The organism is Kitasatospora sp. NPDC059577 (genome assembly GCF_042735475.1).
Taxonomy (GTDB): Bacteria; Actinomycetota; Actinomycetes; order Streptomycetales; family Streptomycetaceae; genus Kitasatospora.
This window is the reverse complement of sequence record NZ_JBHWBZ010000039.1, coordinates 11,036-35,472: the sequence shown is the minus strand read 5'-3', so window position 1 is coordinate 35,472 and position 24,437 is coordinate 11,036. Positions and strand designations below refer to the sequence as shown.

The window sequence follows — 24,437 nt, the reverse complement described above, 5'->3', positions numbered from 1 at the left end:
GCTGTGGTACGCAGCAGCAACACGTGGCACGAAGCTCCGGACAGCACCGACAGGTGCCGAAGGCAGCCAGCGAAGACACCGTGATCCGCCTTGTGAGGGAAGGATTCCCATGTCTGACATCCACGATGCAACCGGCGTAGGGGCGAACGCGGAAGGCTGCCCGGTGAACCACGGGCGCGCGCCGCACCCCACCCAGGGCGGTGGCAACCGCCAGTGGTGGCCGGAACGGCTCAATCTCAAGATCCTTGCCAAGAACCCCGCCGTGGCCAACCCGCTCGGAGCGGAATTCGACTACCCGGCGGCCTTCGAAGCGCTCGACCTCCCGGCCGTCAAGCGGGACATCCAGGAGGTGCTCACCACCTCGCAGGACTGGTGGCCGGCCGACTACGGCAACTACGGCCCGTTCATGATCCGCATGGCCTGGCACAGTGCCGGCACCTACCGGATCAGCGACGGCCGCGGCGGCGCCGGCGGCGGTCAGCAGCGCTTCGCCCCGCTGAACAGCTGGCCCGACAACGCGAGCCTGGACAAGGCCCGCCGCCTGCTGTGGCCGGTGAAGAAGAAGTACGGCCGCAGCCTGTCCTGGGCCGACCTGATCGTCCTGGCCGGCAACGTCGCCCTGGAGGGCATGGGCTTCCGGACCTTCGGCTTCGGCGGCGGCCGGGTCGACGAGTGGGAGCCGGACGAGGACGTCTACTGGGGCCCGGAGACCACCTGGCTGGGCGACGAGCGCTACACCGGCGACCGCGAGCTGGAGAACCCGCTGGCCGCCGTCCAGATGGGCCTGATCTACGTCAACCCCGAGGGCCCCAACGGCAACCCGGACCCGATCGCCGCCGCCCGCGACATCCGCGAGACCTTCTACCGGATGGCGATGAACGACGAGGAGACCGTCGCGCTGATCGCCGGCGGCCACACCTTCGGCAAGACCCACGGCGCCGGCCCGGCGGACAACGTCGGCCCGGACCCCGAGGACGCGCCGATGGAGCAGCAGGGCCTCGGCTGGAAGAGCCGCTTCCGCACCGGTGTCGGCGGCGACGCCATCACCAGCGGCCTGGAGGGCGCCTGGACCCCCACCCCGGTCACCTGGGACAACAGCTTCTTCGAGACGCTGTTCGGCTACGAGTGGGAGCTCACCAAGAGCCCGGCCGGCGCCCACCAGTGGAAGCCCAAGGACGGCGGCGGCGAGGGCACCGTCCCGGACGCGCACGACCCGACCAAGCGCCACGTGCCGATCATGCTCACCACCGACCTGTCGCTGCGCCTCGACCCGGTCTACGAGCCGATCTCCCGGCGCTTCCTGGAGGACCCGGACGCGTTCGCCGACGCCTTCGCCCGCGCCTGGTACAAGCTGACCCACCGCGACATGGGCCCGGTCGTGCGCTACCGCGGCCCGGAGGTCCCGTCCGAGCAGCTGCTCTGGCAGGACCCGCTGCCGACGGTCGACTACCAGCAGGTCGGGGTCGCGGACGTGGCCGACCTCAAGCGGCGGATCACCGCCACCGGCCTGTCGGTGGCCGAGCTGGTCTCCACCGCCTGGGCGGCGGCCTCCTCGTTCCGCTCCAGCGACAAGCGCGGCGGCGCCAACGGCGGCCGGATCCGGCTGCAGCCGCAGATCGGCTGGGAGGTCAACGAGCCCGACCGGCTGGCCTCGGTGCTGAGCGCCCTGGAGGGCGTGCAGCGCGAGTTCAACGCGCAGGCGGGCGGCGGGAAGCAGGTCTCGCTGGCCGACCTGGTGGTGCTGGCCGGCGGCGTCGGCGTCGAGCAGGCGGCCAAGGCCGCGGGCCTCGCCGTCGAGGTGCCGTTCGCGGCGGGCCGGGTGGACGTGCCGCAGGAGCTGACGGACACCGAGACCTTCGCCGCGCTGGAGCCCAAGGCCGACGGCTTCCGCAACTGGGTGGGCAAGGGCAACCGGCTGCCGGCCGAGCACCTGCTGCTCGACAAGGCGAACCTGCTGGGCCTGAGCGCCCCCGAACTGACCGTACTGGTCGGCGGCCTGCGGGTGCTGGGCGCCAACCACGGCCGGTCCGCGCACGGTGTCCTGACCGCGACCCCCGGCGCGCTGACGAACGACTTCTTCGTCAACCTGCTGGACCTGGACACCCGTTGGACCGCCACCTCGGGGGACTCGAACACCTTCGAGGCGCGGGACGCCTCGGGCAAGGTCACCTGGAGCGGCACCCGGGCCGACCTGGTCTTCGGCTCGAACGCCGAACTGCGGGCCGTCGCCGAGGTGTACGCGAGCGACGACGCCAAGGAGAAGTTCGTGACGGACTTCGTCGCGGCCTGGGTCAAGGTCATGAACGCGGACCGCTTCGACCTTGCCTGATCCCCGCCCGTCGTGGCCCCGGCCCCGGCCGACGGTCGGCCGACGGGACCGGCCCGTCGTGGCCCCGGCCCGGACCCACGCCCGGCCCCGGCCGCTACGGCAGCTCGGGCACCGACCCCACGCTGACCAGCCCGGTCTCGTACGCCGCGACCACCACCTGGGCCCGGTCCCGCAGGCCCAGCTTGCCGAGGATCCGGGCCACGTGCGTCTTCACCGTCGCCTCGGACAGCTGCAGCCGGGCGGCGAGTTCGGCGTTGCTGAGGCCGCGGGCGAGCAGCCCCATCACCTCCAGTTCGCGCGGGGTGAGCGTGCCCAGCTCCCGGTGCGGCGCGGCGGCGGTCGGGGCGTCCGGGCGGGCGAAGCGCTCGACCAGGCGGCGGGTGATGGCGGGGGCGAGCAGCGCGTCCCCGGTGCGGACCAGCCGGACCGCGGCCGCCAGGTGTTCCGGGGTGACGTCCTTGAGCAGGAAGCCGCTCGCCCCGGCGGCCATGGCCGCGTACACGTAGTGGTCGAGGTCGAAGGTGGTCAGCATGATGATCCGCGGTGGCTGCTCGGACGGGGCGGCGAGGATCCGGCGGGTGGCCTCCAGTCCGTCCAGGACGGGCATCCGGATGTCCATCAGGACGACGTCCGGTCTGGTCCGGCGGACGGCGGAGACGGCCTGCTCGCCGTCCTCGGCCTCGGCGACGACCTCGATCCCCTCCGACTCCAGGATCAGGCGGAAGCCGGTGCGGACCAGGGCCTGGTCGTCGGCGACCGCCACTCGGATCGGCTGCGCGTTCATGGACTCTCCAACGGGATCAGGGCCGTGACGCGGTAGCCGCCGCGCGGCCGGGGGCCGGTCTGCAGGGTGCCGCCGTAGACGGCGAGGCGTTCGCGCAGGCCGAGCAGGCCGCGCCCGTTGCCGGTGGCGGCGGCGCCGGTGGGGCGGCCGCCGGTGTCGGTGACGTCCACCGTCAGCCGGCCGGGGGCGTACTCGACGGTCACCGCGGCGGCGGCGCCGCCCGCGTGCTTGACGGTGTTGGTCAGGGCCTCCTGGACGACCCGGTAGGCGGCCAGTTCGACCCCGGGCGGTACGGACCGGTGCTCGCCGCGGACGGCGAGCTCGACGGGCAGCCCGGCCCGGCGGACGCCCTCGACCAGTGCGTCCAGCCGGCCGAGGCCGGGCTGGGGGCTGAGGTCGGCCTCGGCGGCAGGGTCCCCGCCGGTCTCCGAATCGATGGTCAACAGGCCCATCACGTGCCGCAGTTCGGTCATCGCCGCACGCCCGCCGGACTCCACCGCGGCCATCGCCTCGCGGGCCTTGTCCGGGGCGGTGTCCAGGATCTTGCGGGCGGCCCCGGCCTGGATCGTCATCATGCTCACGTTGTGGGTGACGACGTCGTGCAGCTCCCGCGCGATGCGCGCCCGTTCCAGCTCCACCGCGCGCCGCAGCGCGGCCAGCTGCGCGCGCTCCAGCGCGGAGAGCCGTTCCCGCCCCTCGTCCACCCGGCGGCGCCACATCCGCAGTTCGTAGGCGACCGCGAACACCGGCACCAGCACCAGGGCGGCGATCACCCCGTTGGGGAAGTGCGGCAGCTTGGCCTCGGCGAAGAGCAGCACCAGCGCGGCGGTCGCGGCCGGGAGGCTGAGCAGCACGGCCGCGGGACGGCGCCCGTACGCGGCCACGCTGTACGCGGCGACGATCACCGCCACGCCCGCCGAGTACGCGATGTCCTGTGACTGGTGACGGACCAGCAGCGCGGCCGGCAGCACCGTCCAGAGCACCGCCAGCGGGTGGCGGCGGCGCAGCACCAGGGGCAGCGGCACCAGCGGGACCAGCAGCAACAGCCCGGTCACCGTGGTCACCTGCGGATTGTCCGCGATGGTGGCGTAGCGACCGCTGCTGACGGCGAGAAAGAGGGCCAGGGCGACGTCGAAGGCCTGGCCGCGCCGGGTCGGCCGGGGCGGCGGGGCGTCGCCCGGGCCGTCGGCCGGGCGGAGCGCCGCGCGCAGCCGCCGCACCGTCGGATGGTTGATCACCGGGACATTGTGCGGGCCGCGGGCCGCCCGGCACAGCCCCGCGGGCGGCGGTGACCGGTACATCCGCCGACTACGTCGCAAGGATGACGCCGCGTCCGGTCCGCCGGGCGCGGTACGGGAGTTGCCGCGGGCGGCGGACGCCACCGGGCGCCGCCCGTCCGTACCGTCGTGCCGACCAGCAGGCGGAACGTGCGAAGGAGCGGGGATGAGCGGCGTCCGAGGAGTGACAGGACCGGGGCCGGGCGGCGGCCCGGTGATCGAGCTGAACGGGGTGAGCCGCCACTACGCGGGGGCCCGGGCGGCGCTGGACGGAGTCACGCTGAGCGTGCGGGCGGGGGAGTCGGTGGCCGTGCTCGGGCCGTCCGGGAGCGGGAAGTCCACGCTGCTGAACCTGGTGGCCGGACTGGACCGGCCGAGCGCCGGGACGGTCACCGTGGCCGGGGTCCGCGTCGACCGGCTGGGCGAGGCGGCCTCGGCCCGCTACCGGCGCGCCACCATCGGCATGGTGTTCCAGTTCTTCAACCTGCTGGACGACCTCACCGTCGCCGACAACGTGGTGCTCGCCGGTGAACTGGCCGGCGTGCCGCGCGCCGAGGCCCGGCGCCGGGCCGGCGAGCTGCTGGAGTCGCTCGGGATCGACCGGCACGCCCGCGCCCACCCGGGCCGGCTCTCCGGCGGTGAGCGCCAACGCGTCGCGGTGGCCAGGGCGTTGATGAACCGGCCGACGCTGCTGCTCGCCGACGAGCCGACCGGTGCGCTGGACTCGGCCTCGGGCGAGGACGTCAAGGAGCTGTTCCGGGACCTGCACGAGGAGGGCCAGACCGTCCTGCTCGTCACCCACGACCTGAGCCTGGCCGAGGACTGCGCGACCCGCACGGTCCGGATGCGCGACGGCCGGGTCGAGGCGGACTCGGAGGTCACGGCGTGACCGCGCTCGGCCGGGTCGTGCGCGCCGGGGTCCGCAGGCGCCGGACCCAGTCGGTCGCGGTCGGGCTGGCCGCGATGGTGGCGACCACCTGCTCAGTGCTCGGCGGCTCGCTGCTGGTCGCCTCCCAGGCCCCCTTCGACCGGGCCTTCGACCGTCAGCACGGCGCCCACCTCACCGCGCGCTTCGACGGCACCAGGACGGACGCCGGGCAGCTCGCCGCCGCCGTGCACGCCGCCGGGGTGACGGCCGCCGCCGGGCCGTTCCGCACCGTCACCGTCGACCCCGAACCCGGCCCGGGAACGGACGCGGGCGTCCCGCCCGGCCTGACCATGGCGCCGATGACCGTCACCGGCCGCGTCCCGGCCGCCGCCGACGTCGACGACGTCGACCTCCTGCAGGGCAGGTGGCCCGAGCGGCCGGACGAAGTGGTGATCGACACCGGGTACCGGAACCAGCAGGCGGACGTCGGCGGCACGCTGCGCCTGCCCGGCCTGCCGGGAGCACCGGTGCTCAAGGTCGTCGGCCTCGCCCGGTCCGTCAGCCGCACCTCCGACGCCTGGGTGACCCCGGACGCCGTCGCCGCCCTCACCGCGCCCGGCGACACCCCCGGCTACGCGCTGCTCTACCGCTTCGCCCGGGCCGGCACCGCCGACGAGGTGGCCGCCGACCGCGCCGCCGTGGCCGCCGCCGCGCCCGCCGGCTCGCTCACCGGCGCGCAGTCCTGGCTCACCGCCAGACAGGGCTCCGACCGCAACACCGCGCTGTTCCTGCCGTTCATGGTCGCCTTCGGCCTGCTCGGCCTGGCGATGTCCGTCCTGGTGGCGGGCAACGTGGTGGCCGGCGCCGTCGGCACCGCGACCCGGCGGATCGGCGTCCTCAAGGCCCTCGGTTGCACCCCCGCCCAGGTGGTGCGGGCGTACGTCGCCCAGGCCCTGGTCCCGGCCGCCGCCGGCACCCTGCTCGGCGTGGTCGTCGGCAACCTGCTGACCGTCCCGGTGCTCGCCACCACCGGGCAGCTCTACGGCACCACCACCTCCGGCATCGCGCCCTGGGTCGACGTCGCGGTGGCGGGCGGCACCCTCGTCGCCGTCGCGCTGACCGCCTGGGCCGCCGCCGCCCGTGCCGGACGGCTGCGCACGGTGGATGCGCTCGCCGTCGGCCGGACGACGGGCGGCACCCGGCGGGACGCCGTCGCACGACGCGCCGCCGCGCTGGCCGCCCGGCTGCCGCTGCCCCGGCCGCTGAGCCTCGGTCTCGCCCAGCCCTTCGCCCGCCCGGCCCGGGCCGCCGGGACGCTCGCGGCGGTGCTGTTCGGCACGGCGGCGGCGGTGTTCGCCGTCGGCATGGGCGGCACGATGGCCTGGGTGCAGGAAGCGAAGAACCACGACGTCGCCGACGTCCTGGTGCACCCCCAACGGCCCGACGCGCCGGCCGCGGGCCGGCCGGCCCCGGTGCCCGGGCCGGTCGCGGCCGACCCGGCCGTCGTCACGGCGGCGCTGGCCGCCCAGCCCGGCACCGCGTCCTACTACGGCACCGGCGTCGAGGACGTCACCGTGCCCGGCGTCGCCGGCGACACCACGGTGACCGCCTTCACCGGCGACAGCAGCCGGGCCGGCTACCGGATGGTGTCCGGCCGCTGGTACCGGGGGCCGGGAGAGGCCGTCGCACCCGCCACCTTCCTGACCGAGGCCTCGGCGAAGCTCGGCGACCGGGTGACCTTCACGACCCACGGACGGGCCGTCACCGTCCGGATCGTCGGCGAGGTCTTCGACCCCCACGCGCAGACCGACGAACTGTTCACCGACGCCGCCACCTTCCCGCCCGGAACGGCTCCCGCGCCGGCCGTCTGGTTCGTCGGCCTCAAGCCCGGCACCGACCGCGCCGCCTTCGCCACCGCCGTCAGCGCCGCACTCGCCCCCGCCCACATGACCGCCGAGGCCGACGCGCCGCACGGCTCCAGCGACGTGATCCTCGCGATGCGGTCCCTCACCGCCACGCTGACCGCGCTGCTGGTGGCGGTCGCCGGACTCGGGGTGTTCAACACCGTCGTCCTGGAGACCAGGGAACGCCGACGGGACACGGGTGTCACCAAGGCGATCGGCATGACCCCGGCGCAGACGGTGGCCGCGGTGCTCGCCTCGGTGGTCCTGGTCGGCGCCGTCGGCGGCGCGCTCGGCCTGCCCGTCGGCCTGCTGCTGCACCGGGTCACGGTGCCGGCCATGGGCCACTCCGCCGGGTTGAACTTCCCGGCCTCGGCGCTGGACGTCCTCTCCACCCCGCTGCTGGCGTTGCTCGGACTGGGCGGCGTGCTGATCGCGGTGCTCGGCGCGCTGCTCCCGGCCGTCCGGGCGGCCCGGGCGAGGACGGTGGACGCCCTGCGGGCGGAGTGACGGCGGTCGCGGGAGGCCCGGGTGGCGGCGGGCGGCGCGCGCCGGACGGCGCGGTCAGGCCTTGCCGGGCCCCTCGGCGGGCCCGTCGGCGGGCCCCTGTGCCGTGGGCTGGTGCTCCTTCGCATGCTCCGCAGCCCGCTGCTCCTCGGCCTTCTTCTCCGCCGCCCGGACCTGCTCGGTGAACGTGTGCGCGTCGATCCGCTCGACCGTCGCCCCGTGCCGGGCGGCCAGGTCGTCGGCCGGGCCGGGCGAGGCCTCCCGCATCTCCAGGACGACCAGCGCGCCACCGTCCGGCACCCGGGTCGAGAGCACGATCAGCGCGGCGCCGGCCTCGGACGCGTTCCGCTCCTCCGCCGCGTTCCCGAGGGCCGCGCCGGCCGCGAAGCCCAGCAGCATGCCGACCGGCCCGGCGAGCAGCCCGACCAGCCCGCCCAGCAGGCCCGAGCCGACGGTGGCGACGCCCGCGCCCCGGGTGAAGGTGTCCTTGATGTCGAGCACCCCGTCGGTGCTGCGCTCCAGCGCGGCGGCCACCCGCAGGCCCGGCAGGTGCTGCGCCTCCTCGAAGGCCGGGCGCCAGTCGGCGGCATCGGGGAAGGTCAGCAGGACGGCGTTGTGCTGCTCGCTCATCGCACTCCGATCGGGCCGGGACCGGCGGGTGGCCGGGCCTCCATCGTCACCCTGGGTGCAGGGCGGTGCCACAGGAGGGCGGCGTTCAAACCTCAGCCGGGGTTCACCCCGTGGCAGCCGTCCGGCTTTCGGACAGGTGTGCGGGGGTCTGTGGGGCCGAGTCGCGCGAACGGGCCGGACGTGGCCTGGGGGAACGGGGAGGAGGGCGCCGGGCGGACGCTATTTCGATCCTGGCCGAAATCGGAACCGGTGATGCGCGAGCCCTGGTGTGAGGGGTGGGCCGCTGTCAGGATCCCGACCCGGCACACCCGTGCCAGACCGAACGCTTGGAGGAGGCACCATGCAGCCCACGGCTGAGCAGGTTCGCGCGCTCAAGGACGAGGACTTCCGGCTCACCCTCGGTCAGGGCCACCAGGTCCACCCGGCCGGTGAGCCGACGGACGAGCTCTACGTGACCGCGGCCGTGCAGGCGAGCACCTGCGGCGGCTGGTCGAGCTGCGGGCACGTCTGCAGCTTCTGACACCGGAGCCGACGCGGCCGCCGGTCCTACCGGCGGTCCGCGTCGGTCCGTGCCGCACCCTTCGGAGGCGGCCGTCCAACAGCGCTGTGCAACGCAACGCAATGCAACGCAGCACAGCGCAGCGCAATGCAGTGCCGGGCAGCCCAGCCCAGAGCAGAGAGGCAGCACCGCCCCGTGGCCGACGCGTCCGAACTCCTCCGGGCTGCCGCCCGAGCCGTCCCGCTGTCCGCCCGCGGCCCGGTGCCGGAGGGCGGCGCCCTCGAACGGGAGACCATCGAACAGGAGGCCGCCGAACGGGAGGCCGCCGAACGGGCCGGCCGGAAGCTGGACCGCTGGCGGGCCCAGGCGCCGTTCGACCGGGACGGCTGGTTCGAGCGCCGCCTCGCCGCCGACGGCCTCGACCCGGAGGCCCTGCGCGCCCTCCTCGGCGAGCACCCGGACGCGCTCGCCGACCGCCTCGGGGTGCCCCCGTGGGCCGAGCGCCTGGCCGCCGCGTTCCACCGCCACGCCCCCGCAGCCGCTCCGGAGGGCCAAGCCGCCCCGGCCGTTCCGCCCGCCCTGGCCGTACCGCCCGCCCCGGCCGTTCCCGAGGAACACGCCTTCGCCCGGCTCGTCGCACCGCTGCTCGCCGACGCCCGCGACCGGCTGCGCGCCGGGATCGCCGCGCTGGACGCCCCCGCGCTCGGCACCCCCGAGGACCTGACCGCGCTCGCCCTCCCCGCGCTCACCGCGACCGTCCACGGGATGGCCACCCGGACCGTCATCACCGAGCTCCATGTCGCCCGCCTCACCGGCGAGTCGACCGGCGAGACCCCCGAGCTGCGCTACCGCGACTTCCTGGACCGGCTCACCCGCCCCGAGCGGGCACTGCACCTCCTCGCCGAGTACCCGGTCCTGGCGTTCCGCCTCGTCACCGCCGCCGAGCAGTGGACGGACACCACCCTCACCCTGTTCCGCCGGCTCGCCGCCGATCTGCCCGCCCTCACCGCCACCTTCGCGGACGGCCGCCCGCTCGGCCGGCTCGCCGAACTCACCACCGGTCTCGGCGACTCGCACCGGGGCGGCGCCACGGTCGGCTCGCTGCGCTTCGAGCACGGCGTCCGGATCGTCCACAAGCCGCGCCCGTTCGGCGCCGAGACGCACTTCCAGCAACTCCTGCACTGGCTCAACCCCCGGCTGCGGCTGCCCCTGCGTGACCTCGCCCACCTGCCCGGCGACGGCTACGGCTGGGTCGCCCACGTCACCGCGGAACCGGCCCGTGACGAAGCCGAGTTGAGCGACTTCTACCACCGGGCCGGAACCCTCGCGGCGCTGATGTACGTCCTGGACGCGGTCGACTGCCACGCCCAGAACCTGCTCGCCGTCCGCGACCAGCCCGTCCTCATCGACCTGGAGGCACTCCTCCACCCCGACCTGCACGAGCCCGCCAAGGACCTCTCCGAGTCCGAGCGGCTCGCCCGCCACCGGGCCCGGCACTCGGTCCTGCGCTCCGGCCTGCTCCCCGAACGCATGTGGGACGAGGGCAACGGCGGCACCGACCTCTCCGCCCTCGGCTGGGACCCGGCCAGCCTCCCGCCCCGGCCCGCCCCCGTCCTCGTCGGCCAGGGAACGGACGAACTGCGCCTGGAGTACCGGAGGTTGCCCGTCGAAGCGCCCGGCAGCCGTCCGGTCCCCGCCGGGCAGCCGCTGCGACTGGCCGACCACCTCGGCGCGCTGGAAGCCGGATTCACCGAAGCCTACCGGCTGCTGGCCGCCGACAAGGACCGGCTCCGCACGCTGCTCCGGGCGTTCGCGGGGGACGAGACCCGGCTGCTGCGCCGCGACACCTTCGAGTACCGCAGCCTCCTCAACACCGCCTGCCACCCCGACCTGCTGCGCGACGCCCTCGACCAGGACCGCCACCTCGACCGGCTCTGGGCGCTCGCCGCCTGGGAGGAGCACGCCCTCGCCTTCGTCGCCCACGAGCGCGCCGACCTGTGGCGCGGCGACGTGCCCGTCTTCACCGTCCGCCCGGACGGCGTCGACGCCCGCTCCGCCACCGGCGCCGTCATCCCCGGTGTCACCGACCGGCCCGCCCTGGACCTCGCGCTCGCCAAGGCGGACGGCCTCGGCGAGGAGGACCTCGCCCACCAACTCCAGCTCCTGCGGCTGTCGGTGACGACGGCCGACGGTGCTCGCGAGCCGCGCCGGACGGTCACCGTCGACGTGCGGGACCTACCCGCCGAGGCCGGCGAACTCGACGGAGCGGGCGAGGCGGCAGGGCTCGCCGGCCGTGCCCTCGCCAAGGCCGTCGAGGCGGGCGAGCAGCTGCTCCGCGAGGCCCACCGGGGCAGCGCCGACCTCGCCTGGGCCGGCCCCAACTGGACGCCGCCCGGCCGCTGGGCCCCCGCCGAACTCGGCCCGGACCTCTACAGCGGTACCGCGGGCATCACGCTCTTCCTGCACCAGCTCGCCGTCGTCACCGGGGACCGGTCGCACGGCGAGGCCGCGCGCGCCGCCGAACTGACGCTCCGTCACCAGATCCGCCGCCGTGCCGACCGGCTCGGCGGCGGGCTGGCCGGGACGGGCGGCGTGCTCTACGCCCTCGCGCAGTTCGCCGCCCACCACCCCGACACCGAACTCGACGACCTGGCCGGGCTGGTGATCGGCCGGATCGCCGCCACCGCACCCGAGGACACCCTCCACGACCTGCTCTCCGGCAACGCGGGTGCCATCGGCGGCCTGCTCGCCTGGGAGGCCGTCCGGCCGGGCCCGGCCGTCACCGCCGCCTTGGCCGCCTGCGCCGAACGCCTGGCCCGGTCCGCCGCCCCGCACCCCGAGGGCGGCGTCGGCTGGCTCCCCGCCTCCCTCGCCGGGGCCGCCGACCGCCCCCTGGCCGGGTTCGCCCACGGCGGCTCCGGGATCGCCTGGGCCCTCGCCCGCGCCGGCCGCCGCCTCGGCGATCCGGCGCTGCCCGAACTCGCGCTCGCCGCGCTCGACTACGAGCGCACCCTGTTCGACCCGTCCGCCGCCAACTGGCGCGACGTCCGCGAGGACGGCGGTCCGGACGGCCCCTCCTTTCCCGCCCTCTGGTGCCACGGCGCCTCCGGGATCGCCCTGGCCCGGGTCGAACTCGCCGAACTCCTGTCGGACGGAGCGGAGTTGCTGCGCAAGGAGCGGGACACCGCGCTCGACACGGTTCGCCGCGAGGGCTTCGGCCTCAACTTCTCGCTCTGCCACGGCGACCTCGGCAACCTGGAGACCCTCCACCTCGCGGGCGTCCCCTGGCACGCCCGGGCCCGCGCCACCATGGACGCCCTCGACACCCGCGGCTGGGTCTGCGGGCTCCCGCACGGCGTCCACAGCCCGTCCCTCATGGTCGGCCTCGCCGGCATCGGCCACGGCCTCCTCCGCCTCGCCGCCCCGGCCCGCGTGCCGTCCCTCCTCGCCCTTCACCCGCCGGTGGCTCCCTGACCGGCCCCGGCTCGGTCCCCCTTCTCCTCGACCCGGTCGACCACCGGTCCGAGGTCCGGCGGGAGGTGCTCGACGACCAGCGCGACGGCCGCCTCCGGGCCGGCCGGACTGCCGAGCGGGTCGTGGCCGGACGGGGGGTGGACGCGGTAGACCCCGCCCCCCATCGGCTCCACGAACGGGTTGCCCTCGTCGGTCCACGGGGAGGTCGTCGAGCGGCTGAACCGCAGGGTGTAGTGGCTGGTCCAGGGGTAGAGCCGGCGCAGCCGGGGTTCGGCGTACGCCGCCCGCAGCAGCCGGACGAGGTCGACGCATTCACTTCCTGGACCGCGCCCGTGGGTGCGTGCGGTCGATTCCCACCGGGGGATCACCGTCTGCCACCGTGCCTCCACCGCCGCGTCCGGGCCGATCGCGCGGGCGGCGGCGACGTCCGGCATCGCGGGCTTGGGCGGGATGTCGTTCTGATCGTCGGATCGCATGCCGAACAGTCTGCCCGTCCCGTTCGGGAACGGACAGCACGGACTCCTCCGTGATCGACCGCCACCAACTCGGCGTTCCCGGCTCGGAATCGCCCGGATCGAGGGACACCCGCCGGGACCCGCCGGACGAACGGCGGCCCGGTGGCCCGGCGCCCCGCCGGACCGGCGTCAGTCGGCGGCGCGGGCAGCGTCGCGCAGCCGGCGCCAGGTGCGGCCGACGGACCCCAGCCCGGCGCGTCCGGTGCCGGGGCCGCCGGTCTCCCAGGCCTGGGCCGTGCCGGCGAAGGTCTCCGGCTCCGTCGCGGTGCCGGGCCCCCTCCGCGCGGCCGGTGCGTCCGGCGAGGCCGGCTGCGCGGAGGAGGGCCGAGCCGCCCGGGCGGCGCGCAGCAGGTCCCCGGGCTCGACCGTGTCGAGCCGCGTCCTGGCATGGCCGAGCAGGGTGGCGCAGGCGTCGGCGATCGCGGCCTGGCCGAGCGGTCGTGCCGGGAGGTCCAACCCCTCGGCGAGCCGGCGTGCGAGGGCCGTCCGCAGGTCGTCCAGGGAGAGGTCGCGGACGGTCAGCGACAGGTGGGCGGACAGCCCGCCGGCGCCCACCGCGCGGTGGGCGAAGCCGCGCGGGACGTAGAGCACGTCGCCGGGTTCGAGGACGCGGCGCAGGCGTTGCGGCGAGTGCTCGTCGTCCGGGAGTTCTCCGAGGGACCAGTCCGGTGTGGCCGGCGCGTCGTGGACGTACCAGGTCTTGCGTCCGGCGGTCTGGAGGACGAACACGTCGGCGTCGTCGCGGTGCACCGCGAGGCCCTGGCTGCCGGCGGGGGTGAGGAAGAAGAACGCCTCGACGCGCCGGTCGAGTTCCTCCGACAGCCGGGTCACCAGCTCACCGGTCGGGCGGTGCCACTGGTCGACGCACCGCAGCAGCAGCGTCGCCCCGGTGCGCAGGCGGGCGAGGACCTTCACCCGGTCGGCGAAGCCCTCGTACGTCACGCCGTTGACGACGCGCGGGGTGGTGAAGGCCTCGGCCGGGACGGTGACCTTGTCGGAGCGGACCATCTCCAGGTAGGGGGTGCGCAGCAGCCCGCCGTCGAAGGCGTCGTCCAACGCGTCGAGGTCGAACGGCGGGGCGGGGGCCTGCGGGGTGAAGACCGCGGGCTCGCGCTGCCACCGGTGGTCGGCGAAGCTCTCGACGTCGCCGACCCAGTGGGCCAGCGTGGGCGATTCCATGGTGTGTCCCGTGGTGTCAGGGGGTTCGGTTCTCACGGTCGGCGGTCGGCGGTCGGCGGTTTCCGGCCCGGAGCCGCCGGGTCAGGCCCCGGTCGCCGCGTCGAACCGCACGGAGAGCAGGGAGCGCAGGGGGACGGGGGCGTCCCGGTGCGGTCCCCGGATGACGAGGCCGTTGTCGAAGGCGACGGTCAGCAGGCGTTCGGCCAGCGGGACGACCAGGTGCTTGGCCCAGCAGCGCGCGCCGTCGAACCCGAACGGCATGAAGGCGGGCGTCTTCTCGGGGTCCGCCACCCCGGTCCACCGTTCGGGCCGGAACTCCATCGGGTCGGACCAGTAGTCCGGGTGCCGGTGCATCAGGAGCGGGAACAGCGCGACGTCGTCCCCGGGGCCGATCTCGGGGTGCAGTGCGGTGTAGGCGTCCCCGCCCTTGCGCCACAGCATCCACGCGGGCGGGAGCAGCCGCAGGGTCTCCCAGAGGGCGGCGGTGAGGTCGGCGGGGGCCGCATCCCGCTCCTCGCCCCGCTGTTCCCGTTCCTGCCGCAGCAGCCACAGGGCGTTGCCGGCCAGTGCGGCCACGCCGTCGCAGAGGGTGGCCGTCGCCCGCCGGTACATCGCGATGGCCTGCTTGCGGTCCAGGGGGTCGGAGGCTCCGCGGATCAGTCCGGCCAGCGCGGTCGACCGTCCTGCGGCCTCGGAGCCCGGCCGGACGGTGACGGCGCGGTCGACGATCCGGGAGAGCGTGTCGGAGCGGGTGACGCCGCGCTTGGACAGCAGGGAGATCGGCAGCGGGTCGGACGCGAAGAGCCAGCGGCGCAGGTAGGAGGTGGACGCGTAGGGCCAGGCGCCGGCGAGTGCGCGGGCCGGGGGCGGCGGTGTCCGGATGCCCGCCATGACGTCCTGTCCGAGCGCGCGGATCGTCCGGGTCGCGCTGTCGTGGGGGATGTCGGCTCCCGCGGCCGGCTTGTAGACCGAGCGCTCGTCGGACCGCACGGGGCGTGCCGCGACGACGTCGGCCAGGAGCCGGCAGTCGGCGACGCCGACCGTGGCCGGGTCGATCCGGAATACCTTCTCGGTCCGGTCCAGCAGGTCGCGGATTCTCGGGGCATAAACCAGGGAATGGTTGCGCACGGCGGCCGGCGCCATTTCTTCCACGAGTTCCCTGCCTTTGTCGGAATGTCGGTGGCGTGCGTTCGTGCCGCGCCGTCGGGTGGGGGACGCGGCTCGGCCGCGCCGCGCCCCCACCCGTCAGCTGTGCATCAGATGACGTGCAGGACCCAGGCGTTGGCGGCGAGGTCCTCGTCCTTCTTGAACTTCTTGACGATCGCCTTGATCATCTTCATGGCTTTCTCCAATTCGTGGTTGTGGGTGCGACGCAGGGTGCGCACCGAGCCGTGAAGCGAATCGGTAATTCCGCTGGCGGACTCCGAAGCGCTTCATTCGTGCCTGGACCCTAACCGACCGTTCGGTGTTTCGACACCCCTCGGACAGAAGATGATCGGATCTCTATGGAATGTTGACGGCCCATTCTTGGGGGAATTGTTATAACCCTGATCCGGAACGTCCGCGGGTGGGGGGAAGATGGCGGTATGGAGCTGAGGACCGAGGCCACCGGCCTGCCCGGCGGCGGGAACGCCAGCGGGAACGGCGGCGGGAACGACTGAGGGCCCCGCGTCGCCGCGGGGCCCTCCGGTGCGTACGGGAGCGCTCGGTCGCCCGAGCCTCCCGGTCGGTCAGTTGTAGCTGGTGGTGACGGTGACGCCGCCGAAGCCCTGCTGGCCGTAGAGGCTGAAGTACACCCAGCCGGACGGCGGGTTGGCGATGGTGAGGGTCTCGTTGTTGCCGCCGGCGGTGGACTTGGCCTGGTACGAGCCGGTGGTGGCCCAGGCGCCGCCGTTGTAGTAGAGGTCGGCGTTGCCGGTGCCGCCGCTGGTGGTGATGGTCAGCTGCTGCACGCCGGCCGGGAGGTACAGGAAGCTGTAGCTGTAGTTCCCGGTGGTGGCGGCCACGCCGTCGCGGCGGCAGTTCTTGTCGAACTGCCGGGCGTCGGCGGCGGTGCACAGCGGCGCCTGGGAGGTGGGCAGCGAGCCGCAGTTGTCGGCGGCGCAGGCCTTGAGCCAGGTGGCGAAGTCGGCGTCGTACCGGGTGCCGATGGTGGTCTTGAGCAGGGAGCGGGCGCCGTTCCAGTCGCCGACGCGGTACTTGGCGAGCAGCGCGTCGACGTCCTGGGGGTGCGACTGGAGCATGTAGCGGACGGCCAGGTAGCCCCAGTTGTAGATCCGGGTGGAGTCGGCGTTGTCGTAGGTGCTGTCGAACAGGGTGCTCAGCGCGTAGGTGCCCTTGCCGGCCTGGGCGACGGCGTCGTCGTAGTGGACGCCCCGGTAGCTGTAGGAGACGTACTCGGCCAGGCCCTCGACCCACCAGACGGTCGGGGTGGTCATGCCGGCGTCGAAGTCGCCGTAGAAGTCGTAACGGCCGTCGAGGTAGTGGGTGTACTCGTGGTTGAGGTTCCAGATCTGGAACTGGGGGCGCAGCCAGGAGGCCTCGTGGGCGATGAAGCGGGCCTGGTTGCCGGCGACGTCGGGCTTGCCCTCCTCGTACATGCCGCCGTTGTCCACGGCGATGTTGTACATCTCCCAGGCGTAGAGGCTGTAGTTGTAGTAGTCGTCGAAGACGACGACCTCCAGGCTGGTGTTGTTGTCGTTGGCGACCGGGCCGTTGTCCTTGACCACCTTGTGGAAGTACGCGTCCTGGTTGACCAGGCTGGTGCAGGTGTCGGCGAGCTGCTGCGCGGTCATGTCCTGGGCGCGGATGCGCAGGTTGGCGTTGCAGGTGTGGTCGACCGTGAGCACGAGCGGGACGAGCCTGGCCGGGACGTCACAGGTGCCGTAGTAGGAGCAGTTGCCGCTGTCCTTCTTCTCCGCGAACCAGAGCAGGTTCATGGTGAGCGGGCCGGTGTTGCCGACCAGCGGGTAGCGGTTGATCAGGTCCTTGAGGATCGGGCGGCCCTGGGCGCGCAGCGCGTCGTTGGCGACCAGGTTGCCGAGCTGGATGCCGATCGAGGTGACCGGGTCGGAACCGTTCAACTGGGAGCTGTTGCGGGTGACGAAGCCCGCCATGCTGGTGGCGAAGGAGGGGTCGGCCTGCAGGGCGGCGGTGAAGGCCGGCAGGTCGAAGCCGCGCTCGATGACGGTCTCGGTGTTGGCGACGGCGGTGGCCATCGAGCCGGTCCAGGCGCTCGAGTAGCCGTCCAGCAGGCGCTTGACGACGCCGGTGTAGCGGGCGTTCTCCTGGGCGCTGTCGATCAGGGTGACGGCCTCGGCGAGGGTGGCACCGTTGGCCTCGGTGACGTCCTTGCTGTGCGGGGCGGCGAAGAAGCCGTCCAGCCCACCGCGGATGGCGGTCTGCAGGGTGGCGCCGTACGGGCCGACGGCGTCCTTGTTGTTCCACTGGACGTAGTAGCCGGCGCGCAGGAAGAGCACCAACTGGCCGACGGAGGTGGAGTCGTCGCCGGGGTAGGCGGCGGAGGCGTCGCGCAGGGCGTTGGCGACGCTGACCATCTGGGCCTCGTTGAAGGCGGCCTTGGCGTTGGTGCCGGTCAGGGTGAACAGCGAGTTGACGCAGTCGAGCCCGGCGGCCTTGACCTGCTGGACCAGTGCGGCGCCGGTGTTGCCGGTGAACGCGGAGACGTCGCAGGCGTTGGCGGCGGCGGTGAGCTGCTTCGCCGTCCTGGCGGCCCCGACGGTGCTGCCCGCCGTCGGGGCGGTGGCCTTGGCCTGCGGGTCCGAGGCGAGGGGGCGCGCGTCCTTCGGTGTGTCAGGAGACTTGGGGACCGGGATCGCGTGCGGCACGGCGGCCTTGGCGGCGGGTGCGGCGGTCTTGGCCTGGGGACCGGCGGTGGGAGCCGCCTGGGCCTGCGGTGCGAAGAGTCCGAGGGCGATGAAGAAAGCGGCGCCGAGCGCAGGGAGTCTGCGCGCGTTCGCCTTCGCTATCCGGAAGGGACGCATGTGTGGGGGCCTCCGGGGCCGTTGAGGGAGGTCGTGCGGTGATTGGGGCGCACGGGTTCCTGATGTGTGACATGTAAAATGGCACACGGGTTGACGCGGAGGGAAGCCCCGGGAACGGATTTGCCGCCGGCCGAAACCGAAACGTTGTCAGGTCCGTTGCAGGCCTCGGCCGGAAGGGTCGGGATCCCGGCGTTGCCGGCGCCCCCGAGGGGCCCGCGCCCGACGTCGGCGGCGCCCCTGCGGGACCCGTACCCGGCGTCGGCGGCCGTGGTGCCCGATGTGACGTGCGGAATAAGCGGGAGCCCATACTTCGCTCCTGCAAGTCATACGCAATAGTGTTGTCCCGGCACGATCAGCATCGTTCAACCCGCCGAAAGGGGCCGTGTCCTGATGGGCACCTACACGCTTCCCGACCTCCCGTACGACTACTCCGCGCTTGAGCGGGCGATGTCGGCCGAGATCCTGGAGCTGCACCACTCCAAGCACCACGCCGCCTACGTCAAGGGCGCGAACGACACCCTGGAGCAGCTCGCCGAAGCGCGCGACAAGGAGCAGTTCGGCGGCCTGGTCGGCCTGCAGAAGACCTTCGCCTTCCACCTGTCCGGCCACGTCCTGCACTCGCTGTTCTGGCAGAACCTCTCCCCGGAGGGCGGCGACCGCCCCGAGGGTGAGCTGGCCGACGCCATCACCGAGCACTTCGGCAGCTTCGAGACCTTCAAGAAGCAGCTCACCACCGCGACCACCGGCGTCCAGGGCTCCGGCTGGGGCATCCTCTCCTGGGAGCCGCTCGGCGAGCGCCTGATCGTGGAGCAGGTCTACGACCACCACGGCAACGTGGGCCAGGGCACCACCCCGCTGCTGGCGTTCGACGCCTGGGAGCACGCCTACTACCTGCAGTACCGCAACGTCCGCCCGGACTACGTCACCCGCCTGTGGGACGTCGTCAACTGGCAGGACGTCTCGGCCCGCTTCGCGGCCGTCACGGGCGCCTGACCGCCGGCCCCGGGCGTCGACGGCGCCCGGGGGCGCCGCCGGCGGGCGGGGGGCGCCGCCCGCGCGCGGGGGGGGGGGGGCGGGGGGGCCCGCGCGCGGGCGGGCGGTCCGGGGCGTTCCCCCGTGCGCGGCAGGGTCGGCGGCGCGGCCCCGGGACGGTCGGCGCCGCCGCCTACGGGGCGCCGAAGAAGCCGTCGAGGATCTGCTGGGCGGCCGCTCCCGCGGGCAGGGTGCCGGCGCGGACGCGGGCCTCCAGGTCGGGGGCGAGGCGCTGGACCTCGGGGTGTTCGTGCAGTCGGGCGTAGAGCTGGTCGTGGACCATGGCCCAGGTCCACTCCACCTGCTGGTCACGGCGCTTGGCTGCCAGGGAGCCGGTGGCGTCGAGCACCTTGCGGTGCTGCTGCAGGCGCTCCCACAGGACGTCGAGGCCGACGTTCTCCTGCCCGCTGCAGGTGAGCACCGGCGGGCTCCAGGCCGCGTCGGGGGCCTGCAACAGGCGCAGGGCGCCGGCGAGTTCGCGGGCGGCGGCCTTGGCGTCGCGCTCGTGCGCGCCGTCGGCCTTGTTGATCGCGATGACGTCGGCGAGCTCCAGGACGCCCTTCTTGATGCCCTGCAGCTGGTCACCCGTCCGGGCGAGGCTGAGGAGGAGGAAGGTGTCCACCATCCCGGCGACGGCTGTCTCGGACTGGCCGACGCCGACCGTCTCGATCAGCACCACGTCGTAGCCGGCCGCCTCCATCACCACCATCGACTCGCGGGTGGCCTTGGCGACGCCGCCCAGGGTCCCCGAGGTCGGGGAGGGGCGGACGAAGGCCTGCGGGTCGACGGCCAGGCGCTCCATCCGGGTCTTGTCGCCCAGGATGGAGCCGCCGGTCCGGCTGGAGGTCGGGTCGACGGCCAGGACCGCGACCCGGTGGCCCAGCGCGGTCAGCATGGTGCCGAAGGAGTCGATGAAGGTCGACTTGCCGACACCGGGCACCCCGGTGATGCCCACCCGGACCGCCCCGCCCGCGTGCGGCAGCAGCCGCTGGAGCAACTGCTGCGCCAGCGCGCGGTGGTCGGGCCGGGAGGACTCGACGAGGGTGACGGCGCGCGCGATCCAGGCACGCGAGCCGTCCAGGACACCCGTCACGTAGCTGTCGAGGTCGATCGTCCTCGGTGGCATCCCTCAGCGACCCCGGCTCACAGCTCGTGGCCGAGTTCGGCGGCCAGGGCCGTGAGCAGGTCGTGGGCGGCGTCCGGGATGACCGTGCCCGGGCCGAACACCGCCGCCGCGCCCGCCGCGTGGAGCGCGTCGAAGTCCTGCGGGGGAATGACCCCGCCGACGACGATGGTGATGTCCTCGCGGCCCGCCGCGGCCAGCTCGGCGCGCAGCGCGGGCACCAGGGTGAGGTGGCCGGCGGCCAGCGAGGAGACGCCGACGATGTGGACGTCGGCCTCGACGGCCTGACGGGCGACCTCGGCCGGGGTCTGGAACAGCGGGCCGACGTCCACGGTGAACCCGAGGTCGGCGAAGGCGGTGGCGATCACCTTCTGGCCGCGGTCGTGGCCGTCCTGGCCCATCTTGGCGACCAGGATGCGCGGCCGGCGGCCCTCGGCCCGCTCGAACCGCTCGACCAGGTCGCGGGTGCGCTGGAGGGATGCCGACGGGCCCGCTTCGTCTCGGTACACACCGGAGATGGTACGGATCTGGCCGGAGTGGCGGCCGTACACCTTCTCCAGGGCGTCCGAGATCTCGCCGACGGTGGCCTTGGCGCGGGCCGCGGCGACGGCCAGGTGCAGCAGGTTGCCGTCCAGCGAGCCGCCGCGCTGCGGGCCGGCCTCGGCGGCCCGGGTGAGCGCGTCGAGCGCGGCCTGGGTGACGGCCTCGTCGCGCTCCTCCCGCAGCCGGCGCAGCTTCTCGATCTGCCGGGCGCGCACGGCGGAGTTGTCGACCTTGAGCACGTCGATCTGCTCGTCGCTCTCCACCCGGTACTTGTTGACGCCGATCACCGGCTGGCGGCCGGAGTCGATGCGCGCCTGGGTGCGGGCGGCGGCCTCCTCGACGCGCATCTTGGGGATGCCGGCGTCGATCGCCTTGGCCATGCCGCCGGCGGCCTCGACCTCCTGGATGTGCTGCCAGGCCCGCGCGGCCAGGTCGTTGGTCAGCTTCTCGACGTACGCCGAGCCGCCCCACGGGTCGATGGACCGGCAGGTGCCCGACTCCTGCTGCAGCAGCAGCTGGGTGTTGCGGGCGATGCGCGCGGAGAAGTCGGTGGGCAGGGCGAGTGCCTCGTCCAGGGCGTTGGTGTGCAGCGACTGGGTGTGGCCCTGGGTGGCGGCCATCGCCTCGACGCAGGTGCGGGTGACGTTGTTGAACACGTCCTGCGCGGTGAGCGACCAGCCGGAGGTCTGCGAATGGGTGCGCAGCGACAGCGACTTGGGGTTCTTCGGGTCGAACTGCTTGACCAGTTTGGCCCAGAGCAGCCGGGCCGCGCGCAGCTTGGCGACCTCCATGAAGAAGTTCATGCCGATCGCCCAGAAGAACGACAGCCGGGGCGCGAAGGCGTCCACGTCGAGCCCCACGTCCAGGCCCGCGCGCAGGTACTCCACCCCGTCGGCCAGGGTGTAGGCGAGCTCCAGGTCGGCGGTGGCCCCGGCCTCCTGGATGTGGTAGCCGGAGATGGAGATCGAGTTGTACCGGGGCATCTTCTGCGAGGTGTACGCGAAGATGTCCGAGATGATCCGCATCGACGGCTGCGGCGGGTAGATGTAGGTGTTGCGGACCATGAACTCCTTGAGGATGTCGTTCTGGATGGTCCCGGCCAGCTTCTCCGGCGGTACGCCCTGCTCCTCGGCGGCGACGATGTACAGCGCCAGGACGGGCAGCACGGCGCCGTTCATGGTCATCGACACCGACATCCGGTCGAGCGGGATGCCGTCGAACAGCTGGCGCATGTCGTAGATCGAGTCGATGGCGACGCCCGCCATGCCGACGTCGCCGGTGACGCGCGGGTGGTCGCTGTCGTAGCCGCGGTGGGTCGGCAGGTCGAAGGCGACCGAGAGGCCCTTCTGGCCGGCCGCGAGGTTGCGGCGGTAGAAGGCGTTGGACTCCTCGGCGGTGGAGAAGCCCGCGTACTGCCGGACGGTCCACGGCTGGTTGACGTACATGGTCGGGTACGGCCCGCGCAGGTACGGGGCGATGCCCGGGTAGGTCTCCAGGAAGTCCAGCCCGGCCAGGTCCTGCGCGGTGTACAGCGGCTTGACGCCGATGCCCTCGGGCGTGTCCCAGACCAGCTCGTCGACGTCCTTGCCGGTGGACTGCCGCCAGGCGGCCTGCCAGCGCTCGTCGGTGGCGTCCGCGGCGGCGTCGCCGTCCAGCCCGATTCCGGTGAAGTCAGGGATCATCGGGCCACTCCGATCAGGTCCAGCAGGGAGGTCAGGACGGCGACCGCGTCCCCGCCCGCGTAGATGAACTCGTCCACGCCGTCCGGCACTTCACCGGGGCGCCCGGCCAGCAGCACCTTCGTGGCACCGGCCGCCCGCAGGGCAGCGGCGACCGGTGCGGCGTGCTCGCCGTACAGGGCGTCGCTGGAGCAGAGACAGGCGACGCCGGCGCCGGAGGCGGTGAACGCCTCGGCGAACGCGGCCGGGTCCACGGACTCCAGGGAGGTCGTCGCGATGCCGCCGGCCTGGAACAGGTTGGCCGCGAAGGTGGTGCGCGCGGTGTGTGCGGAGGCGGACCCGATCGAGGCCAGGAACAGCTTCGGCCGCTCGCCGGTGGCGGCGAGCGCCGCGTCCGAGCGGTCCCGCAGGGCCTCGTACGCCTCGGCGCGGCGCACCCGCGGCAGGCCGCCGGAGAGCGCGGCCGGGGCCGGCTCGCGGACCAGCGGCTGCTCGTCCAGGTGCGGGAACTCGCTGACGCCGGTGATCGGTTCGCGCCGCTTGGCGAGCTTGACCGAGCGCTCCGCCCAGGTCGCGGCGAGCCGCTCGCCGACCAGCCCCGAGCCGAGCGCGGCCTGCTGCCCGCCGGCCCGCTCGATCTCCTGGAACCAGGCCCAAGCCGCCCGGGCCAGTTCCTCGCCCAGCTGCTCGACGTACCAGGAGCCGCCGGCCGGGTCGATCACCCGGGCCAGGTGGGACTCCTCCAGCAGGATCGACTGGGTGTTGCGGGCGATCCGGCGGGCGAAGGCGTCCGGCTGGCCGAGCGCGGTGTCGAAGGGCAGCACGGTGACGGCGTCGGCGCCGCCGACCCCGGCGGCCAGGCAGGCGATGGTGGTGCGCAGCATGTTCACCCACGGGTCGCGGGCGGTCATCATCACCCGGGAGGTGACGGCGTGCTGACGCTGCGCCGAGGCCTCGGCGGACGCCCCGGAGACCTCGGCGACCCGCGCCCAGAGGCGGCGCGCGGCACGGAACTTGGCGATCGTCAGGAACTGGTCGGCGTCCGCCGCGTAGCGGAACTCCAGCTGGCCGAGCGCGTCGTCCACCGACAGTCCGGCCGCGGTCAGCGCGCGCAGGTAGGCGACGCCGGTGGCGAGCGAGCAGCCCAGCTCCTGGGCCGGGGAGGCGCCGGCCTCGTGGTACGGCAGGGCGTCGACGGTGAGGGCCCGGACGCCCGGGTAGCCGGCCGCGCAGCGCGCGGCCAGCGCGGCGGCCTCGGCGACCAGCCCGTGGGTGCGCGCGGTGTCGCCGGTGCGGGCCTGCAGGCCGAGCGGGTCGGCGCCGAGGTTGCCGGAGGCGGCGGCGGGGGAGACCTCGCGCTGCTCGTACAGCGCGAACAACTGCTCGGCGGCGGCGGTGAAATCGGGTCCGGCGTCGAGCGCCACGGCGGCCAGGTCGAGGTACACCCCGGTCAGCGCCTCGGGCAGGGCGTCCAGCGGAAGGGCCTCGCCGCCCAGTTCCAGCCAGAGCGAGCCGACGCCGTTCTCCAGGTCGGCGAGCACGGCCTCGTTGGTGCGCCGCCGGTCCCGGTCGGCGTGCCGCTGCCGGACGTCCCACCCGGAGACGGCCGAGCCCTGCGGCCGCCCGCCGCGGACGAACGGAGGGAAGCCCGGGTAGCCGGGGTCGGCTGCGGTGTCCTCGGCGGTGTAGAGCGGGCGTGCGCCGAGCCCGTCCTGGAGCTCGGTGGTGAGTGCCTGCTCGGCGGCGGCGCCGTCCTCGGGCTGGGCACCGGACTTGCGCAGCACGCCCTGGACGAGCTGCTGCCACTGCTCTCGGTGCGCAGCCGGGAACTCGGCGGCGAGGGGGAGCCCATCGGGCGGGACCTTCATGTGCGCAGGTTAGCGCCCGTTCGCATAGCGGCAGGAGGGGCGGCGCGTGTGACCTTTCCCTCGATTTGGCGGGTTCTCGTGCACTTCGTGGGGCGGGCGGTGCCAAGGGGAGCGGGGTCCGCTCGGGCGGGCTGCGGCAGGCCGTCCCGTCGGGGCGGCGTGGCGTCGGCGTCGGTGGCTGAACCGGCGGCAGGGCCGCGTCCGTAGTCAACACCGATGGCACGG

The 24,437-nt window shown here is 74.1% G+C and carries 16 protein-coding genes; 6 read left to right on the top strand and 10 right to left on the bottom strand.

Translation table 11 applies throughout. The annotated features are described in order from the left end of the window. The first annotated feature begins 109 nt into the window (after positions 1-109). The gene (katG, locus tag ACFV0O_RS26340) at positions 110-2,329 is read left to right on the top strand and encodes a catalase/peroxidase HPI (protein WP_380345882.1); all 2,220 of its coding nucleotides are present in this window, start codon (positions 110-112) and stop codon (positions 2,327-2,329) included. Between the two features lie 94 nt (positions 2,330-2,423). Here katG and ACFV0O_RS26335 read toward each other — a convergent pair whose 3' ends face one another. After that, a complete protein-coding gene (locus ACFV0O_RS26335) occupies positions 2,424-3,113 on the bottom strand; it encodes a response regulator (protein ID WP_380345880.1) in 690 nt (229 codons plus the stop codon). Further along, positions 3,110-4,351: a sensor histidine kinase gene (locus tag ACFV0O_RS26330; protein ID WP_380345878.1), complete on the bottom strand. Its 1,242-nt coding sequence runs from the start codon at positions 4,349-4,351 to the stop codon at positions 3,110-3,112. The genes ACFV0O_RS26335 and ACFV0O_RS26330 overlap by 4 nt, the downstream gene beginning before the upstream one ends. Positions 4,352-4,556: 205 nt before the next feature. Here ACFV0O_RS26330 and ACFV0O_RS26325 point away from each other — a divergent pair, with 205 nt between their 5' ends. Then, a complete protein-coding gene (locus ACFV0O_RS26325; RefSeq protein ID WP_380345876.1) occupies positions 4,557-5,279 on the top strand; it encodes an ABC transporter ATP-binding protein in 723 nt (240 codons plus the stop codon). Beyond that, a complete protein-coding gene (locus ACFV0O_RS26320; protein ID WP_380345874.1) occupies positions 5,276-7,669 on the top strand; it encodes an FtsX-like permease family protein in 2,394 nt (797 codons plus the stop codon). The genes ACFV0O_RS26325 and ACFV0O_RS26320 overlap by 4 nt, the downstream gene beginning before the upstream one ends. Positions 7,670-7,723: 54 nt before the next feature. Here the strand turns inward: ACFV0O_RS26320 and ACFV0O_RS26315 are convergent, their stop codons facing one another. Further along, positions 7,724-8,296 carry a hypothetical protein gene (locus ACFV0O_RS26315; RefSeq protein WP_380345872.1) on the bottom strand — a complete coding sequence of 191 codons (573 nt, stop codon included), beginning with the start codon at positions 8,294-8,296 and terminating at the stop codon, positions 7,724-7,726. 340 nt (positions 8,297-8,636) lie between these two features. On the opposite strand from ACFV0O_RS26315, the gene ACFV0O_RS26310 reads away from it, so the two are divergent. Further along, the gene (locus ACFV0O_RS26310; RefSeq protein ID WP_350525036.1) at positions 8,637-8,816 is read left to right on the top strand and encodes a hypothetical protein; all 180 of its coding nucleotides are present in this window, start codon (positions 8,637-8,639) and stop codon (positions 8,814-8,816) included. A 174-nt stretch (positions 8,817-8,990) separates the two neighbouring features. Then, complete coding sequence (locus ACFV0O_RS26305; protein WP_380345870.1) at positions 8,991-12,269, top strand: type 2 lanthipeptide synthetase LanM family protein; 3,279 nt, start codon at positions 8,991-8,993, stop codon at positions 12,267-12,269. On the opposite strand, the gene ACFV0O_RS26300 is transcribed toward ACFV0O_RS26305, so the two are convergent. The 4 genes from ACFV0O_RS26300 to ACFV0O_RS26285 all read right to left on the bottom strand — a co-directional run bounded on the left by ACFV0O_RS26300 (position 12,248) and on the right by ACFV0O_RS26285 (position 17,967). Then, a complete protein-coding gene (locus ACFV0O_RS26300) occupies positions 12,248-12,745 on the bottom strand; it encodes a DUF6193 family natural product biosynthesis protein (RefSeq protein WP_380345868.1) in 498 nt (165 codons plus the stop codon). The genes ACFV0O_RS26305 and ACFV0O_RS26300 overlap by 22 nt on opposite strands. Positions 12,746-12,913: 168 nt before the next feature. Beyond that, entirely contained in the window at positions 12,914-13,963 is a 1,050-nt protein-coding gene (locus ACFV0O_RS26295; RefSeq protein ID WP_380345866.1) for a JmjC domain-containing protein, read from the bottom strand. 81 nt (positions 13,964-14,044) lie between these two features. Beyond that, complete coding sequence (locus tag ACFV0O_RS26290; RefSeq protein ID WP_380345864.1) at positions 14,045-15,091, bottom strand: cytochrome P450; 1,047 nt, start codon at positions 15,089-15,091, stop codon at positions 14,045-14,047. Positions 15,092-15,693: 602 nt separating this feature from the next. Further along, a complete protein-coding gene (locus ACFV0O_RS26285; protein ID WP_380345862.1) occupies positions 15,694-17,967 on the bottom strand; it encodes a M9 family metallopeptidase in 2,274 nt (757 codons plus the stop codon). A gap of 390 nt (positions 17,968-18,357) precedes the next feature. Between ACFV0O_RS26285 and ACFV0O_RS26280 the strand changes: the two genes are divergently transcribed. Next, complete coding sequence (locus ACFV0O_RS26280) at positions 18,358-18,960, top strand: superoxide dismutase (protein ID WP_380345860.1); 603 nt, start codon at positions 18,358-18,360, stop codon at positions 18,958-18,960. Between the two features lie 172 nt (positions 18,961-19,132). On the opposite strand, the gene meaB is transcribed toward ACFV0O_RS26280, so the two are convergent. The 3 genes from meaB to mutA are packed head-to-tail and all read right to left on the bottom strand — an operon-like array spanning position 19,133 to position 24,212. Continuing rightward, complete coding sequence (gene meaB / locus ACFV0O_RS26275; protein ID WP_380345858.1) at positions 19,133-20,125, bottom strand: methylmalonyl Co-A mutase-associated GTPase MeaB; 993 nt, start codon at positions 20,123-20,125, stop codon at positions 19,133-19,135. 17 nt (positions 20,126-20,142) lie between these two features. Then, entirely contained in the window at positions 20,143-22,347 is a 2,205-nt protein-coding gene (scpA, locus tag ACFV0O_RS26270; RefSeq protein WP_380345857.1) for a methylmalonyl-CoA mutase, read from the bottom strand. Further along, positions 22,344-24,212, bottom strand: coding sequence for a methylmalonyl-CoA mutase small subunit (gene mutA, locus ACFV0O_RS26265; RefSeq protein WP_380345855.1), 1,869 nt, complete (start codon positions 24,210-24,212; stop codon positions 22,344-22,346). The genes scpA and mutA overlap by 4 nt, the downstream gene beginning before the upstream one ends. Positions 24,213-24,437: the final 225 nt, after the last annotated feature.